Below are 16,102 nucleotides of genomic sequence, written 5' to 3'. Positions count from 1 at the left end.
TTATGCGTAGGGTGAACCCAGGCGGCCACGCCGCCTGACAAGGGGCTTGAGACGGCTGGGGTCACCCACGCACAACCTTGGAGAAGGGGACGGCCGACGCGCATGAGCGTGATGAAGAGACTTTCCATGATCTTCAAGTCCAAGGCCAACAAGGCCCTGGACAAGATGGAGGATCCGCGGGAGACGCTGGACTATTCCTACCAGCGCCAGCTTGAGCTGCTGCAGAAGGTCCGCCGGGGCGTGGCCGACGTGGCCACCAGCCGCAAGCGGGTGGAGCTGCAGATCAACCAGCTCGAAGGGCAGGCCACGAAGCTGGAGAACCAGAGCAGGCAGGCCCTGTCGGCCGGGCGCGAGGATCTGGCCCGCGAGGCGCTGACCCGCCGCAACGGTCTCAACGCCCAGATCGCCGACCTGCGCATCCAGTACAACAACCTGCAGGGCGAGGAGGAGAAGCTCACCCTCGCCAGCCAGCGGCTCCAGGCCAAGGTCGACTCCTTCCGTACGAAGAAGGAGACCATCAAGGCCACCTACACGGCGGCCGAGGCCCAGACCCGGATCAACGAGGCGTTCTCCGGCATCTCCGAGGAGATGGGCGACGTCGGCCTGGCCATCCAGCGGGCCGAGGACAAGACCGCGCAGATGCAGGCGCGCGCGGGCGCGATCGACGAGCTGCTGGCCAGCGGCGCGCTGGACGACTTCACCGGTCAGCGCGACGACATCCAGGCCGAGCTCGACCGCATGGGCGCCGGCTCGGACGTCGAGCTCGAGCTCGCCAAGATGAAGGCCGAGCTCGGCCAGGGCCCGGCGCCCAGGAGCGCGATCGAGCCCGGCCAGCAGGGTCAGGCCGCCCCGTCCAGCCAGCAGCAGCACACGCAGCAGCTGCGCCAGCCGGGGGAGGGACTGTGATCGTCAGAATCATGGGTGAGGGACAGGTCGAGATCGGCGCCGCCGACATCGACGTCCTCAACGAGCTCGACAGCGAGCTGGAAGCCGCGATCGAGTCGGGCGACGAGAACGATTTCCGCGCCAAACTGCACGCGCTCCTGGACAAGGTGCGGCACGTCGGCAAGGCCCTGCCGGACGACTCGCTGGAGCCGTCCGAGCTGATCCTGCCGCCGGCCGACGCCTCGATCGAGGAAGTGCGGGAGATGCTCGGGGACACCGGGCTCATCCCTGGCTGATGGCCTCCACGCGGTTCGCCCCTGATCGCGGCCTCACCGTCCGGATGACCGTGACGATGTTCCTGCTCGGGCTGATCTACGTCGCGTTCGTGGCCGTCCTGGTCGCGGTGGGCGTGCGTGCGGTCACCGTGCTCGTGATCGCCGGGGGTCTCCTGCTGGCGCAGTACTTCCTGTCCGACAAGATCGCGCTGTTCGCGATGCACGGGCGGGAGGTCTCCCCGCAGGAGGCTCCCGAGCTGCACGGGATCATCGACCGGCTGAGCGCGATGGCGGGGATGCCGAAGCCGCGGGTGGCGATCGCCGACTCGGACATCCCGAACGCGTTCGCCACCGGGCGCAACCAGAAGAACTCGGTGGTCTGTGTGACCACCGGCATCCTGCGCAGGCTCGACGCGCGGGAGCTCGAAGGAGTGCTGGCCCACGAGATGTCCCACGTGGCCCACCGGGACGTGGCGGTGATGACGATCGCCTCGTTCCTGGGGGTCGTGGCCGGCCTGATGACGCGCTTCGCGCTCTACACCGGTCTGGGCGGCCGCAGGAACGACAACGGCCCCCCGATCGGCCTGATCATCTTCGCGGTGTCCGGCCTGGTCTACGCCGTCAGCTTCCTGCTGACGCGGGCGCTGTCGCGCTACCGCGAACTGGCCGCCGACCGCGCGGGCGCGCTGCTGACGCAGCAGCCGAGCGCCCTGGCCAGCGCCCTGGTCAAGATCAGCGGCGACATCGGCAGGATCCCGACCAGGGACCTGCGCGAGGCGCAGCCGTTCAACGCCTTCTTCTTCGCGCCGGCCATCTCGGGCCAGAGCGTCGCCTCGCTGCTGTCGACCCACCCGTCGCTGGAGCGGCGGCTGGACCAGCTCGCCAGGATCTCCGCGGCGCTGGGCCGCTGATGAGGAGGCGCTGATGGGCTGGTTCGACGCCCTGCTCGGCCGTTCCAAGCCCGCCAGGCCCGACCTGGACGCGCTGTTCGCCCTGCCGTCCGCCGCGGTCACGCTGCAGGCCGCCACCGGCTTCGCCCCGGCGGGAACCGGCTCGGTGTGCTTCCGCGCCGCGGAGGGCGGCGCCTTCGCCCGGCTCGAACAGGACATCGAGGCCCTGATGGGCAGGGTCGAGGTCTCCCGGGACTCCTACGGCTACACCTGGCTGCAGGTGCGCAACCCCGACGTGGCCGGGCTCGTGACCGACCTGCACGCCGCCAACTCGTCCCTGGAGTCGGCCGGGTTCGGGCCGTCGCTGCTGTGCTCGCTCGTCGCCTTCGCCGACCCCTCGCACAGGAGGCTGGCGATCGTGTATCTCTACAAGCGCGGCACGTTCTACCCCTTCGCCCCCATGGGCGAACCGCGCCGCGACAACGCGCTGGAACTGCAGGTGCGCGGCGTCCTGGACCGTGAGCTCACGATCGAGCCCGATCTCGCGAGCTGGTTTCCCGTCTGGGGCGCCCCCGGCCTCTGACTCTTCGGGAGCCCCCAATGACCGAGTGGACCCACCTGCGGTACGCCGAGGCCGCCGTCGCGGAGATCGGCCGGATGGCCGAGGCCGTACGGGGACGGGACGGCGCCACGCCGGTGCCGACCTGCCCGGGATGGGACCTCAGGGAGCTGGTCGAGCACACGGGCGCCGTGCACCGGTGGGCCGCCGCGATGGTGCGGGACGCCGCCGACCGCCGATACGACCGCGCCGCGATGGACCACGGCTTCCCCGAGGACTTCGCCGGCCACGCGGACTGGCTGGAGGCGGGAGGCGCACAGCTCGCCGAGGCGCTGAAGGGGCGGGACCCGGACACGGAGGTGTGGGGCTGGGCGGGGGACCGCAGCGCCCGGTTCTGGTCCCGCCGCCAGCTCCACGAGACCGTCGTCCACCGCGCCGACGCCGAGATCGCCCTCGGTATCGCCCCCCGGATCGACGAGGACGTCGCGGCCGACGGCGTGGAGGAGTTCTTCGACGTGCTCCCGTACGCCCGGTGGCGGCCGCTCGTCGCCGAGCTCAGGAGCGACGGGGAGGCGATCTCCTGGCGGGCCGACACGGGCGGGGCCTGGCTCGTCCGGCTCACCCCCGAGGGGTTCACCTACGAGAGGTCCGACGCCCCGGCCGACGTCGTCGTACACGCGCCGACGACCGGGGACCTGATGCTGACGCTGTGGAACCGGCGCGAGCCCGACGCGGTCCACGGCGACGACGAGCTGCTGCGATTCTGGCGCGAGCGCGCCCGGATCTGACGCCGAGCCGGTACCCCTCCCGGCGATCGGAACCGTGCCGGTCGGAGCACGGGTGTCCGGTCAGGGGGCCTGGACCGTGCGGGCGAGCACGGGGGCCCCGTGGCCGGGGAAGAGGGCGGCGGCGACGTGCCGGGTGTCGCTGTACTCGACAACGGAGGTGATCTTGCCGTCGCGGACGGTGTAGACACCGATGCAGCGGTTGTCGTAGACGGTGCCGAAAACGGTGTCCGCCTTGGACGTCCACTCGGCGACCACGCGGTCTCCTTCGGCGATGGTGCCGACCAGTTCGATCGTCATGCTGCCCGGGACGAGGATCGGCCCCATGCCGCCGAGGAAGTCGTTGACGATCGCGTCGCGGCCGCGCCACGTCCTGGAGATGGGCAGGTCGCCCGGGTAGTGCCAGGTGGCGTCGGCGGCGAAGCTGTCGTAGACGACGTCGGCGTCGCCGTCGCGGACGGCCTCGACGTAGCGGATGACGACCGCCCTGGGGTCCGTGGTGGTCATGGTCGTGCTCCTTCGCTCGTTCTTCGCGGCAACCCGCCGCTGACAGGCGCCTCCGGCTTCACCGTCTCGCCCCGGCCGGCCGAGAACGCCTCGACCTTCACCGGCGCCTGAAGCGACTTCACCACTTGCGGCGGAGGCCGGGCCAACAACACGTCCGCGCGCCCGACAACGACAGGTTGTCGCCTATGCTCAGCGGCATGGATCTTGACCTCGCTCTGGTCCGTGCGTTCGCCGAGACCGCGGACAGGCTGCATTTCGGGCGGGCCGCCGAACACCTCGGCATCAGCCAGCAGGCGTTGTCCAAGCGCGTCGCGCGCCTGGAGACGCTGCTGGCCGTACGCCTGTTCGAGCGCGAGGGCGGTGTCCGGCTGACCGAGGCCGGGGAACGGTTTGCGCCCGCCGCGCGGCGGGCGCTCGCGGCCGGCGAGTACGCGGTCGCGGCCGTGACGGGCGCCCCGCCCGTCGTACGGATCGACACGTGGGGTCATCTGTACGCGCCGATGCGGACCGTCGCCCAGGCGGCGGAGGCGCTCGGCGGGGTGCGCCTGGAACCCGGCCCGGGCCGGGACTGGCCGTCGGTCGCGCGGTCCTTGCTGAGCGGTGACACCGATCTCGGGTTCGGGCGAGTGCATCCGCTGCCGGACGGCGGCGACGTGGGCCTCACCCGGCGACTGGTGCGGCTGGAGCCCGTCGACGCGGTGGTCAGCGCGGCCCATCCGCTGGCCGGAGCCGACGAGCTGCGCCCGGCGGACCTGCGCGACAGCACCCTGTGGTGCCCGGCGGAGCTGGGCCGCCTGGACTTCCTCCGCCGCTTCGCCGACGAGTTCGGGATCACCCGGCGGCAGGACGGCCCCAACCTGGGCCTGGACCACCTCGTCCAGCGGATCCGCGACGACGCCTCGTGCTTCACGCTCTTCCCGGCGGACGCGCCGCTGCCCGAACACGTGGGCCTGCGCTCGATCGCGCTCACCGCGCCGACCCCGCTGTACGCGTGGTCGCTGGCCTGGCGCGAGTCCTACGGTCACCCACTGCTCGACGCCCTGTTGCGCGGCTTCGCCGACGCGGGACGCGCCCGGCGCTGGCTCGACTACACACCCGGCCGGGACTGGCTCCCCGACACCGACCATGCGAGTTTCGCGGCTCGTCGGACGCGTCCGGACCGCGGCCGCGCCGGCACGGCCGCGGTCCGCCAGGGCTAGGGGAGGGCCAGCATGCGGTCGAGGGCGACCTTGGCCCAGTGGGTGGTGTCGGCGTCGACCGTGATCTGATTGACGACCTCGCCGTCGGCCAGCGACTCCAGCGCCCAGACCAGGTGCGGCAGGTCGATGCGGTTCATGGTGGAGCAGTAGCACACGGTCCTGTCGAGGAACGTGATCGTCTTGTCGGAGAACCGGTCGGCCAGGCGGCGCACCAGGTTCAGCTCCGTTCCGACGGCCCAGGAGGACCCGGCCGGGGCCTCCTCCAGCTTGCGGATGATGTACTCGGTCGAGCCGACGAAGTCCGCCTTGGTCACGACCTCGTGGCGGCACTCGGGGTGCACGAGCACGTTGACCCCCGGGATGCGGGCCCGCACCTCGTCCACGCACGCGGCGGAGAAGCGCCCGTGGACCGAGCAGTGGCCCTTCCACAGGATCATCTTCGCGTTCTCCAGCTGCTCCCGGGTGAGGCCGCCGTTCGGGCGGTGCGGGTTGTAGACGACGCAGTCGTCCAGCGACAGCCCCATCTCCAGCACGGCCGTGTTGCGGCCCAGGTGCTGGTCGGGCAGGAACAGCACCTTCTCGCCCTGCTGGAAGGCCCAGTCGAGGGCGCGCCTGGCGTTCGAGGAGGTGCACACGGCGCCGCCGTGCCGTCCGCAGAACGCCTTGATGTCCGCGCTGGAGTTCATGTACGTGATCGGCACCACCCGGTCGGCGATGCCGGCGTCCTCCAGGGCGTCCCAGCAGTCCTCGACCTGGGTGAAGGTCGCCATGTCGGCCATCGAACAGCCGGCGGCCAGGTCGGGGAGCACCACCTTCTGCGTGTCACCGGTCAGGATGTCGGCCGACTCGGCCATGAAGTGGACACCGCAGAACACGATGTACTCCGCCTCGGGCCGGGCGGCGGCCTCGCGGGCGAGTTTGAACGAGTCGCCGGTCACGTCGGCGAACTGGATGACCTCGTCACGCTGGTAGTGGTGACCGAGCACGAACAACCGGTCGCCGAGCCGCTCCTTGGCCACGCGGGCGCGCTCCACGAGGGTCGGATCGGACGCGGGAGGCAGCTCGCCGGGGCAGTCGACGCCGCGTTCGCTGTGCGGGTCGGTGCCCCGGCCGAGGATGAAGAGCGGAAGGCCGGTCTCGGTGATCGTCACGACCACACCCCCTCGGGGACTTATCGTCTAACTGACGACTAATCATTACACATCACGTCGGCTGGTTCGTCGCACGGTTGCTCGTGAGGCACGTGGAATGTGTAGGGCTTCACGGGTGTTGGTAGCGTCTAGGTAGGACGTCAGAATTAATCGACCGCCCCGAAGGGCGGTTGGCGCAGACGCGGGAGTCAGCACATGACGGTTGAGAGCAGCGAGACCACGCAGCAGGGCCTGATCCTGACTGACGCGGCCGCCGCCAAGGTCAAGAGCCTGCTCGAGCAGCAGGGCGAGGAAGGGCTGCAGCTCCGGGTGGCCGTCCAGCCGGGTGGCTGTTCCGGCCTGCGTTACCAGCTCTTCTTCGACGACCGGTCGATGGACGGCGACGTGGTCTCCACGTTCGGCGGCGTGAACGTCGTCACCGACCGGATGAGCGCGCCGTACCTCGTCGGCGCCACGGTCGACTTCGTGGACACCATCGAGAAGCAGGGCTTCACCATCGACAACCCCAACGCGACGGGGTCGTGCGCCTGCGGCGACTCGTTCAACTGACGAGCGCGTCGTTCGACTGACGGCGAGCGCGCGCCCGGCGGCGCCGGGCTCGTGCCGCCATGGAGCGTGGGTCGAGCGCCCCGCACGGATTCCTCCGTGCGGGGCGTCGTCATGGAGCGAGACGGTACGCTCAGTAGGTTCGGCGGGATCAACGTCCCCGCCCCGTCTCCCTGATGCTGACAACGAGGAGAATGACCCCGTGCGCATCGCCGTCACCGGCTCCATCGCCACCGACCATCTGATGACGTTCCCCGGCCGCTTCGGCGACCAGCTCATCGCCGAGCAGCTCGACCGGGTGTCGTTGTCGTTCCTCGTCGACGATCTGCAGATCCGCCGCGGCGGATGCGCGGCCAACATCGCGTTCGGCATGGGCTGCCTGGGGCTCACCCCGGTCCTCGTCGGCGCCGTCGGCACCGACTTCGCCGACTACCGCTCCTGGCTGGAGCGCCACGGCGTCGACTGCGACTCGGTCCACATCTCCGAGCTGCACCACACGGCGCGTTTCCTGTGCACGACGGACGAGGACCACAACCAGATCGCGTCGTTCTACACCGGCGCGATGGCCGAGGCGAGGCAGATCGAGCTGAGCCCGATCGCCGAGCGTCTCGGCGGGCTCGACCTCGTCCTGATCAGCCCCAACGACCCGGCGGCGATGCTGCGGCACACCGACGAGGCGCGACAGCGGGGCATCCCGTTCGCCGCCGACCCCTCGCAGCAGCTCGCCCGCATGCCGGGCGAGGAGATCCGCCAGCTCGTGGAGGGCGCGGCGTACCTGTTCAGCAACGACTACGAGCTCGGGTTGATCGAGCAGAAGACCGGCTGGTCCGGGGAGGAGATCCTCGACCGTGTCGGCGTCCGGGTGACCACACTCGGCCCCAAGGGCGCCAGGATCGACCGCAAGGGCGAGCCGTCGCTGCACATCTCGCCGGCTCCGGAGCTGGGCAAGGCCGACCCGACCGGCGTCGGCGACGCCTTCCGCGCGGGGTTCCTCGCGGGCCTCGCCTGGGGGCTGTCGCTGGAGCGCTGCGGCCAGATCGGCAATCTCACCGCCACCCACGTGCTAGAGCGGGTCGGCTGTCAGGAGTACGAGCTGAGCCAGCGCGTCTTCCTGGAGCGCTTCGCCGCGGCGTACGGCTCCGCCGCGGCCGACGAGGTGGGCCGGCACGCCCGCTGCCACTACGCCTGAGGCCGCCGAATCGGCGGGCGCAGCTCAGTAGTTGCGGCGCACGTGGATGGACCAGCCGCCCTGCGGCAGCTCGTAGCTCCCCACGTGCTCGTGTGACTTCAACCGGCACCAGGCCGGGACGTCGGTGAACGCGGCGGGGTCGTCGGCCAGCACGGCGACCACGCCGCCCATCGCCACCTGGTTGATCCGCTCGGCCAGCATGATGATCGGGATCGGGCACTTGCGGCCCAGCGCGTCGATCGTCAGCGCGGGCGGCTCCGCCGGCTGGACCGGCCCGGCGGGCTCGGCCTCAGCCGCCTCGGGGGACCGCCCGGGGCCGCCCGTCCGTCTGCGCCACATCAGTGCACCCCCAAGCTCGACCGGATCCGCCGCACGATGTCCGGGAGCACCGCGAGGAAACGATCGATGTCGTCCTCGGACACGCCACGGGGCAGCGATACCCGCACATTCCCATGCGTAAGCACGCCCATCGCCTCCAGGACATGCGATGGACGAAGCGTACTCGCCGTGCAGGAGCTGCCGGACGAGACGGCGAAACCGGCCTTGTCGAGCTCGGTCAGCAGCGCCTCGCCCTCGACGTACAGGCAGGAGAACGTCACGACGTGGGGCAGCCGCAGGACCGGGTCGCCGACGACCTCCACGTCGGGCACCAGGCGGGGCACCTCGGCGCGGATCCGGTCGACCAGGGCGGACAGCCGCCGCCCCTCGGCCTGCGCCTCCTCGGCCCGGGCGCGCAGCGCCGCGGCCGCGGCCACGATCGCGGGCACGTTCTCGAACCCCGGCACGCGCCGCCGCTCCCGCTCGTCCTCGGGCAGCGGTGAGCGCCAGCGCACGCCCTTGCGCACCGCCAGCACGCCCACCCCGGCCGGGCCGCCCCACTTGTGCGCGCTCGCGGTGAGCACCGACCAGCCCTCGGGGACCGGCAGGCGGCCCACCGACTGGGCGGCGTCGACCAGCAGCGGCACGCCCGCCTCCCGGCAGGCCCGCGCCGCCTCCTCGACCGGCTGGAGGGTCCCCACCTCGTGGTTGGCCGTCTGCAGGCAGGCCAGGGCCGTGCCGGGCCGCGCGACGGCCTCGGCGAACGCACCCGCGTCCACCCGGCCCGTACGGCTCACGCCCACGATCTCCACCTCGCCGCCGGCGCGCTCGTGGACCTCACCCGCGTGCAGGACGCTGGAGTGCTCGACGGCGCCCGTCACCAGGCGCGTCCCGGCCCGGCGGCGGCCGGCCAGCGTGCCGAGCACCCCCAGGTGGACGGCCTGCGTCCCCGACGAGGTGAACGACACCTCGTCGGGCCGGGCGCCGATCAGTTCGGCTACCTCTGCCCTCGCGCGCTCCAGTAACATCTGGGCGCGGCGCGCCGTGCCGTACAGGCGGGCGGGATCGGCCCAGCCGGCGTCGATCGCCGCCAGCAAGGCGTCACGGGCCGCGGGATGGAGAGGTTCGGTCGAAGCCGCGTCCAGGTAGGCCACAGTTAGGACATTAACGGGGGCTGCTCAGAGGGGCGGCGCCGGTCCGCGCTAATGTGTCCCCCAGCGTGAACTCAACCAAGTAAAGGGCAGACCGGCCGCAAGGTTGGTGCCGGTCTCACCCAAGGGTCAATTGGAAAAACCGCCCAGGAGAGGAACTCTTGGGCTTCATCTGTGGGGTAGGCGATCCGTGAGTCCGACCCGCCGTACGACACGGCGACCGTGGGCACGCCGCCGGTTGCCCGGAGCCGCCGCCGTGGCGCTGCTGGTGGCGTCCGGGACGGCGTGTAGCAACCAGGCGATCGATCAGTGGTCCCGTGGGGGCATGCCGGAAGGTGTCACCAAGCAGGCCGGCATCGTCCAGACGCTCTGGAACGGGAGCTGGATCGCGGCTCTCGCCACCGGTGTGGTCGTCTGGGGACTGATCCTGTGGGCGTGCATCTTCCACCGCAAGAAGAAGAACAGCCCCGATCAGCTGCCCCCGCAGGTGCGCTACAACCTGCCGATCGAGATCCTCTACACGGTGGTCCCGGTCATCATGGTCGCGGTCTTCTTCTACTTCACGGCCCGTGACGAGACCGAGATCACGCGGATCACCAAGGCCGCCCCGGTCAAGGTGGCCGTCGAGGGCTACCAGTGGAGCTGGCGCTTCACGACCGAGTACCAGGGCCAGAAGGCCGTGGTCGCGGGCGTGCCCGTGGACCTCAGCAAGCAGAGCGCGGAGAACCCGCAGGGTCCGCAGCTCGTGCTGCCGGTCAACACCCAGGTGCAGTTCGACCTGCACTCGCCCGACGTCATCCACTCGTTCTGGGTGCCGGCCTTCCTGTTCAAGCAGGACGTCTTCCCGGGCAACGTGCACAACCACTTCCAGATCACGACGCTCGACAAGACGGGCGTCTTCGTCGGCCGATGCGCCGAGCTGTGCGGCACCGACCACAGCAAGATGCTGTTCTCCGTGAAGCTCGTGCCGCAGGCCGAATTCGACCAGTACATCAAGAGCCAGGCGGGGAGTGCGCAGTGACCGCCATCCAGGAACCGGCCGGCATCGTCGCGCGGCCGTACACCAAGGGCACGGTCATCGCCAAGTGGCTGTCCTCGACCGACCACAAGGTGATCGGGCACCTCTACCTGATCACGTCGTTCGTGTTCTTCCTCATCGGCGGCCTCATGGCGCTGGTGATGCGGGCCGAGCTCGCGCAGCCGGGCCTGCAGGTCGTGTCGAACGAGCAGTTCAACCAGCTGTTCACGATGCACGGCACGATCATGCTGCTCATGTTCGCGACGCCGCTGTTCGCCGGCTTCGCCAATGAGCTGATGCCGCTGCAGATCGGCGCCCCCGACGTGGCGTTCCCCCGGCTGAACATGGTGAGCTACTGGCTCTACCTGTTCGGCAGCACGATCGCCGTGCTGGGCTTCTTCACCCCGAACGGGTCCGCGTCGTTCGGCTGGACCGCGTACGCGCCGCTGTCGAACGCGGTGACCTCGCCCGGCCTCGGCAGCGACTTCTGGGTCCTGGGCCTGGCGATGTCCGGTCTCGGCACCATCCTCGGCGCGGTGAACTTCATCACCACGATCCTCACCATGCGGGCCCCCGGCATGACGATGTTCCGGATGCCGATCTTCACCTGGAACATCCTGCTGACCAGCATCCTGGTGCTGCTGGCCTTCCCGGTGCTGGCCGCCGCGCTGCTCGCCCTTGAGGCCGACCGCAAGCTGGGCGCGCACATCTTCGACTCGCCCACCGGCGGCGCGATGCTGTGGCAGCACCTGTTCTGGTTCTTCGGCCACCCCGAGGTCTACATCATCGCGCTGCCGTTCTTCGGCATCATCACCGAGATCCTGCCGGTCTTCAGCCGTAAGCCGATCTTCGGGTACATCGGCCTGGTCGGCGCGACCATCGCCATCGCGGGCCTGTCGGTCACCGTCTGGGCGCACCACATGTTCGTCACCGGACAGGTGCTGCTGCCGTTCTTCTCGTTCATGACGTTCCTGATCGCCGTGCCGACCGGTGTGAAGTTCTTCAACTGGATCGGCACGATGTGGCGGGGCCACCTGTCGTTCGAGGCGCCGATGCTGTTCGCGGTCGGCTTCCTGGTGACCTTCCTGTTCGGTGGTCTGACCGGCGTCATCCTGGCGTCGCCGCCGCTGGACTTCCACATCAGCGACACCTACTTCGTCGTGGCCCACTTCCACTACGTGGTCTTCGGCACCGTGGTGTTCGCGATGTTCGCGGGCTTCTACTTCTGGTGGCCCAAGTTCACCGGCAAGATGCTGAACGACAAGATCGGCAAGCTCCACTTCTGGCTGCTGTTCTTCGGCTTCCACCTGACCTTCCTGGTGCAGCACTGGCTGGGCGTCATCGGCTTCCCCCGGCGGTACGCCGACTACTCGGCGAGCGACGGCTTCACCGATCTGAACATGGTCTCCTCGGCCGGCGCGCTCCTGCTGGGCCTGTCCACCCTGCCGTTCTTCTACAACGTGTGGGTGACGTGGCGTAAGGCGCCCAAGGTCACCGTGGACGACCCGTGGGGCTTCGGCGGCTCGCTCGAGTGGGCGACCTCCTGCCCGCCGCCGCGGCACAACTTCCTGTCGCTGCCGCGGATCCGGTCCGAGCGCCCGGCGTTCGACCTCAAGTACCCGCACATCACCGCCAAGCCGGAGCTGGTGGAGGAGTCCCGATGAAGATCCAGGGATGGATGTTCCTGCTCTGCGGCGTCTTCTTCGCCGCCGCGGACGTGGTCTACTGGTTCTGGTCCAAGGAGCCGACCGGCACCACCGCCATGGCGATCTCCGTCGGCCTGGCCCTCATGATCGGCTACTACCTGCTGTTCACGGCGCGTCGCATCGGCGACCAGCCGGAGGACAACAAGGAGGCCGAGATCAGCGACGGCGCGGGCGAGATCGGCTTCTACAGCCCCCACAGCTGGTGGCCGCTGTTCGTGTGCCTGTCGGCCGCGCTGACGTTCTTCGGCTTCGCGGTCGGCTGGTGGCTGTTCTTCATCGGCGTGTTCTGCACGGTCATGAGCATGATCGGATTCGTGTTCCAGTACTACCGGGGCAACTTCTCGCACTGATTGCGTGAACCCCCGCTGGGCGGCCGGTCGGCGAATCTCGCCGGCCGGCCGTCCGCGTTCTTTGCCCCCGTGCGGTCCTCGGACTGCCCGAACGGTACGTCACCAGGGAATAACCCCCGGAAAGCGACGCTAGGGGGACGGACGTGCGTGCTGGTGCGGGGGCGCTGGCCCTTCTCGTGATGGTTGCCGGGTGTTCCACGTCGGGCGGGCGGGACGAGGATCGAGGCTCCCGGACGGCGATCAGCATCAGCCCGCTCGACGGCGCCGCCGACCTGCCGCCCGAGCTTCCGATCCTGATCGGCGCGGCGGGCGGCACGCTCACCCACGTGGCCGTACAGGCCGCAGGACGGCCCGTCGCGGGCGTGTTCAGCCCCGACCGCACCCAGTGGCGCAGCGAGCGTCCCATGGCCCCGGGGACGGCCTACAGCGTCGAGGCGACGGCCGCGGGCCCCGGCGGCCCGGCCACCAGGACCGTACGCTTCGCCACGAAACAGGCCGCCAAGACCTTCGGCATCTCCACCCTGCTGCCCAACAAGCAGGACACCGGCCTGACGGTCGGCGTCGGAATGCCGATCATCATCACCTTCGACAAGCCGATCACCGACCGCGTCTCCGTCGAGCGCAACCTGATCGTGCGGGCGTCCAAGCCCGTCGACGGCGCCTGGCACTGGCTCGACGACAAGAACGTGGTCTTCCGCCCGGAGAAGTACTGGCCGACGTACACCAAGGTCCGCGTCACCGCGCGCCTGGCCGGCATCAGAGGCGGCGAGGGTATGTACGGCACGCAGGACTACGTGCGGGACTTCGAGATCGGCCGTTCGCAGATCAGCGTGGCCAACACCCAGACCCACTACATGAAGATCGAGCGCGACGGCAAGCAGATCAAGAACATACCGATCAGCGCGGGCATGGGCGACGTGCTCCGCCACCACACCACCAGCGGCGTCCACGTGGCGATGTCCAGGGAGGACGTCACGGTCATGACGTCTCCGGACGCGGGGCCCGGGCAGGCCGGCTACTACCAGACGACCGTGTACAACAGCGTCCGCATCTCCAACAGCGGCGAGTACGTCCACGGCGCCCCGTGGTCCGTCGGCGACCAGGGCAACTCCAACGTCAGCCACGGCTGCGTGAACGTCAGCCCCGAGAACGCCAAGTGGTTCAAGAACAACACCCTGATCGGCGACCCGATCATCGTGACCGGGACGCCGCGCAGGCTGGAGGCGACCAACGGCTGGAGCTACTGGCAGGACTCCTGGCCGGCCTGGCTCAAGCGGAGCCGCCTGCGCGGCGCTCCCACCGAGTCCCTCTGAGCGGCTTTCCGTCACCGCGTGGGCCGGCTGTCTCGTGGCGTCGGAAGGCCGCCAGGCACACCGCGAGGGCCGCCGCGAAGGCCGGCAGCCACGCCAGACGGGCGGCCACCCAGGCGGGATCGCCGGGGACGGTGTGCAGGCCGGGCAGCGCCCCGCCCGCGAGCCGCAGGGCCGCCGCGGTGACCGCGATCATCGCGGTCTGGTGCCACAGGAAGATCGTCATCGCGGAGAGGTTGGCCGCAGCCACGAGCGCCCAGGCGGCGGGACGGCGCAGCACCCGCCGCAGCGGCCCGGCCAGCACCAGGGCGGCCCCGCACTGGGCCACCCCGAACGCGACGGCCGCCAGCGTGGGCGGGGACTGGTTGGAGACCGGCGCGCCCGGCACCCCGACCATGGACGCCGGATACCCGGCCCACAGGACGAGAGCGGCGGTGGCGGCCGCCCCGCCGAGCAGCAGCGCCCACCCGGTCGCCCGGCCGCCCAGCCGCCCGCCCGCCCAGAGGACGCCCAGGCAGTACGGCACCAGCCACCCGGTTCCCACGTTGATCCAGCCGGCCCAGGACGGCCCGTGCAGGCCGAACCTGACGAGGTCGGCCATCGCGACGGCGGCGAGCGGCCACACCGGGTGCAGCCGGACGGCGAGCGGGGTCGCCGCCGTCAGCGCTCCGAAGACCAGCAGGAACCACATCGGCGACCACACCAGCTTGACCAGCGCGTACACGGTTCCCGGGTCGGCTCCCCAGGCGAGCATCGCGACCGCCGCCGCGCCCCACACCCCCAGCAGGGGCACCACCGGGCGGAACAGGCGGGCCATCCGTGCGGCGGCCCACCGCCCATGGCCCACGCCGCGGCTCCGCGCGCGGTCGTGGCTCTCGGCGGCCACCCGCCCGCCCACGAAGAAGAACACGGCCATGGTCTGGAACAGCCAGGAGACGGGCGCGAGCTGCGGCATGTACTTCAACGGGCTGGTCACGCGAAGGACGCCGCTGTCGGCGACCGGCGCGGTCACCAGCCAGTGGCCGAGCACCACACCGGCGATGGCGAGGGCACGCAGCGCGTCGACGGCGCGGTCGCGCCGGGCCGGTGTCGCCTCCTCGACGCGCCGCACGAGGTCACGAATCACGGCTCACCTCGGCGGGAGCGTGTCCCGACACGATCCGGGCGATGTTCGCCAGCGCGGGCGATCCGTCATTCAGATAGTCGCTGTGCCCGCCGTCGCCCGCGGCGAAGATCCGGGCGCCGAACCGGGGGTCCAAGGGATCGCCTCCGAGCCCGATCGTGCCGAAGGGCAGGCGCACCGCCGTGTGCGGCAGATCGGCGACCCAGTCCCCGGTGCCGCGGCCGGCCCACACGGCCGCCCGGGTGCGCATCGCCGCCGCGTCGTCCACGCCCGCGCCGGGGCTGCCGTAAAGGACGATGCCGGCGACGTCCAGGCCGGGCGCGGCCCGGCCGCACAGCACGCTCCCGTACGAGTGACACAGCAGGCTGATGCGGGCGGCGGGCCTGAGCCGGGTCAGATCGCGGACGAAGGCGCGCAGCGCGAGGGCGGCCTCGTCGGCGCGGCCGGGAGTCAGCGCCTGGAGGCTCACGGCGCTCGGAGTCCGGTATCCCAGCCAGGCGACGACGGCGCCCCGGCCGCCGATCACCCGCTGCAGCCGCATCGAGCCGCCCCGCAGGAGCCCGTACGCGTCGAGGCCGGTGCCGGAGCCGGGGACGATCACCGCGATCCGGTCGGCGGTGACCAGGTCGCCGAACACCTCGGCGGCCCGGCCGCCGTCGCGGCCGTCGAAGGACAGGAAGTGGCGGGCGGGGTCGGCCATCGCCCGCAGCATCGCGGCCCTCCCTCGGTGACCTGCGGCCGCTGCGGTCCGCATCGCCGCCTCGATCGCGCCGCGGGTGGCGGCGTACCGCTCGGCCAGGCTCGCGGCGGTCGCGGCGCGCAGCGGGGGCAGGGGCGGCGGGACGGGCGCGGGGACCGCCTCGGGACGTGCCGCGCCGGTCACCGGGACGGCGAGTGCGGCGGCGACGAGTGCGGCGAGCAGCCTCCGGCGCAGGCGGCCTCCGGGCGGGCCGCGATGGAGGAGTGCGAGCGGCCCGCGGCGTACGCCTGTGCCGCCGCGGGGGAGGGGGAGCGGCGCCGGTGGCCGGTCGTGGGCGCCCGTCGGCTGTGGGGTCTCGATCACCTTGTTCACGGTGCCGTCCGGCGCGTGCCCACCGCATCGGACCGTCAGCGACATTCGCCGCGGCACCGGTCGCCCGT

At 70.9% G+C, this 16,102-nt stretch carries 18 protein-coding genes; 12 read left to right on the top strand and 6 right to left on the bottom strand.

What is annotated here, in order from left to right; translation table 11 throughout:
* Positions 1 to 102 precede the first annotated feature (102 nt).
* Genes ABZ860_RS06115 through ABZ860_RS06095 form a run of 5 tightly spaced genes read left to right on the top strand, consistent with a single transcriptional unit; the run spans position 103 to position 3,397 of the window.
* Complete coding sequence (locus tag ABZ860_RS06115) at positions 103 to 906, top strand: PspA/IM30 family protein (RefSeq protein WP_357215768.1); 804 nt, start codon at positions 103 to 105, stop codon at positions 904 to 906.
* Complete coding sequence (locus tag ABZ860_RS06110; RefSeq protein ID WP_357215766.1) at positions 903 to 1,181, top strand: hypothetical protein; 279 nt, start codon at positions 903 to 905, stop codon at positions 1,179 to 1,181. The genes ABZ860_RS06115 and ABZ860_RS06110 overlap by 4 nt, the downstream gene beginning before the upstream one ends.
* A complete protein-coding gene (gene htpX / locus ABZ860_RS06105) occupies positions 1,181 to 2,071 on the top strand; it encodes a zinc metalloprotease HtpX (RefSeq protein WP_357215764.1) in 891 nt (296 codons plus the stop codon). Before ABZ860_RS06110 ends, htpX begins: the two co-directional genes overlap by 1 nt.
* 13 nt (positions 2,072 to 2,084) lie before the next feature.
* The gene (locus tag ABZ860_RS06100; RefSeq protein ID WP_357215761.1) at positions 2,085 to 2,633 is read left to right on the top strand and encodes a hypothetical protein; all 549 of its coding nucleotides are present in this window, start codon (positions 2,085 to 2,087) and stop codon (positions 2,631 to 2,633) included.
* Positions 2,634 to 2,650: 17 nt separating this feature from the next.
* Entirely contained in the window at positions 2,651 to 3,397 is a 747-nt protein-coding gene (locus ABZ860_RS06095; protein WP_357215759.1) for a maleylpyruvate isomerase family mycothiol-dependent enzyme, read from the top strand.
* Positions 3,398 to 3,457: 60 nt separating this feature from the next.
* On the opposite strand, the gene ABZ860_RS06090 is transcribed toward ABZ860_RS06095, so the two are convergent.
* Positions 3,458 to 3,901: a nuclear transport factor 2 family protein gene (locus ABZ860_RS06090; protein WP_357215757.1), complete on the bottom strand. Its 444-nt coding sequence runs from the start codon at positions 3,899 to 3,901 to the stop codon at positions 3,458 to 3,460.
* A 197-nt stretch (positions 3,902 to 4,098) separates the two neighbouring features.
* Between ABZ860_RS06090 and ABZ860_RS06085 the strand changes: the two genes are divergently transcribed.
* On the top strand, positions 4,099 to 5,100 hold the full coding sequence (locus tag ABZ860_RS06085) for a LysR family transcriptional regulator (protein ID WP_357215755.1): 1,002 nt from the start codon (positions 4,099 to 4,101) through the stop codon (positions 5,098 to 5,100).
* Here ABZ860_RS06085 and nadA read toward each other — a convergent pair.
* Positions 5,097 to 6,251: a quinolinate synthase NadA gene (gene nadA / locus ABZ860_RS06080; protein WP_357215752.1), complete on the bottom strand. Its 1,155-nt coding sequence runs from the start codon at positions 6,249 to 6,251 to the stop codon at positions 5,097 to 5,099. The genes ABZ860_RS06085 and nadA overlap by 4 nt on opposite strands.
* 195 nt (positions 6,252 to 6,446) lie before the next feature.
* On the opposite strand from nadA, the gene erpA reads away from it, so the two are divergent.
* On the top strand, positions 6,447 to 6,800 hold the full coding sequence (gene erpA, locus ABZ860_RS06075) for an iron-sulfur cluster insertion protein ErpA (protein WP_036321717.1): 354 nt from the start codon (positions 6,447 to 6,449) through the stop codon (positions 6,798 to 6,800).
* Between the two features lie 199 nt (positions 6,801 to 6,999).
* Entirely contained in the window at positions 7,000 to 7,986 is a 987-nt protein-coding gene (locus ABZ860_RS06070; RefSeq protein WP_357215748.1) for a carbohydrate kinase family protein, read from the top strand.
* Between the two features lie 24 nt (positions 7,987 to 8,010).
* On the opposite strand, the gene ABZ860_RS06065 is transcribed toward ABZ860_RS06070, so the two are convergent.
* A complete protein-coding gene (locus ABZ860_RS06065; RefSeq protein WP_357215745.1) occupies positions 8,011 to 8,325 on the bottom strand; it encodes a sulfurtransferase TusA family protein in 315 nt (104 codons plus the stop codon).
* Positions 8,325 to 9,458 (bottom strand): cysteine desulfurase family protein, encoded by a 1,134-nt coding sequence (locus ABZ860_RS06060; protein ID WP_357215742.1) that lies wholly within the window; start codon positions 9,456 to 9,458, stop codon positions 8,325 to 8,327. The genes ABZ860_RS06065 and ABZ860_RS06060 overlap by 1 nt, the downstream gene beginning before the upstream one ends.
* A 322-nt stretch (positions 9,459 to 9,780) precedes the next feature.
* Here ABZ860_RS06060 and coxB point away from each other — a divergent pair, with 322 nt between their 5' ends.
* The 4 genes from coxB (at position 9,781) to ABZ860_RS06040 (ending at position 13,842) form a co-directional block, all read left to right on the top strand.
* Complete coding sequence (gene coxB / locus ABZ860_RS06055; RefSeq protein WP_357215739.1) at positions 9,781 to 10,476, top strand: cytochrome c oxidase subunit II; 696 nt, start codon at positions 9,781 to 9,783, stop codon at positions 10,474 to 10,476.
* Complete coding sequence (gene ctaD, locus ABZ860_RS06050) at positions 10,473 to 12,137, top strand: cytochrome c oxidase subunit I (protein ID WP_240809256.1); 1,665 nt, start codon at positions 10,473 to 10,475, stop codon at positions 12,135 to 12,137. Before coxB ends, ctaD begins: the two co-directional genes overlap by 4 nt.
* A complete protein-coding gene (locus ABZ860_RS06045; protein WP_357215736.1) occupies positions 12,134 to 12,529 on the top strand; it encodes a cytochrome c oxidase subunit 4 in 396 nt (131 codons plus the stop codon). Before ctaD ends, ABZ860_RS06045 begins: the two co-directional genes overlap by 4 nt.
* Before the next feature lie 143 nt (positions 12,530 to 12,672).
* Entirely contained in the window at positions 12,673 to 13,842 is a 1,170-nt protein-coding gene (locus ABZ860_RS06040) for an Ig-like domain-containing protein (RefSeq protein ID WP_357215733.1), read from the top strand.
* Here the strand turns inward: ABZ860_RS06040 and ABZ860_RS06035 are convergent.
* Both ABZ860_RS06035 and ABZ860_RS06030 read right to left on the bottom strand, forming a co-directional pair.
* A complete protein-coding gene (locus tag ABZ860_RS06035) occupies positions 13,799 to 14,965 on the bottom strand; it encodes an acyltransferase (protein WP_357215731.1) in 1,167 nt (388 codons plus the stop codon). The two genes, ABZ860_RS06040 and ABZ860_RS06035, sit on opposite strands and share 44 nt — an antisense overlap.
* Positions 14,955 to 16,025, bottom strand: a complete 1,071-nt coding sequence (locus ABZ860_RS06030; protein WP_357215729.1) for an alpha/beta hydrolase — start codon at positions 16,023 to 16,025, stop codon at positions 14,955 to 14,957. The genes ABZ860_RS06035 and ABZ860_RS06030 overlap by 11 nt, the downstream gene beginning before the upstream one ends.
* Positions 16,026 to 16,102: the final 77 nt, after the last annotated feature.

This window comes from Microbispora sp. NPDC046973, assembly GCF_040644495.1.
In the GTDB taxonomy this organism is placed as follows: Bacteria; Actinomycetota; Actinomycetes; order Streptosporangiales; family Streptosporangiaceae; genus Microbispora.
This window is presented reverse-complemented; position numbering and strand designations above follow the sequence as displayed.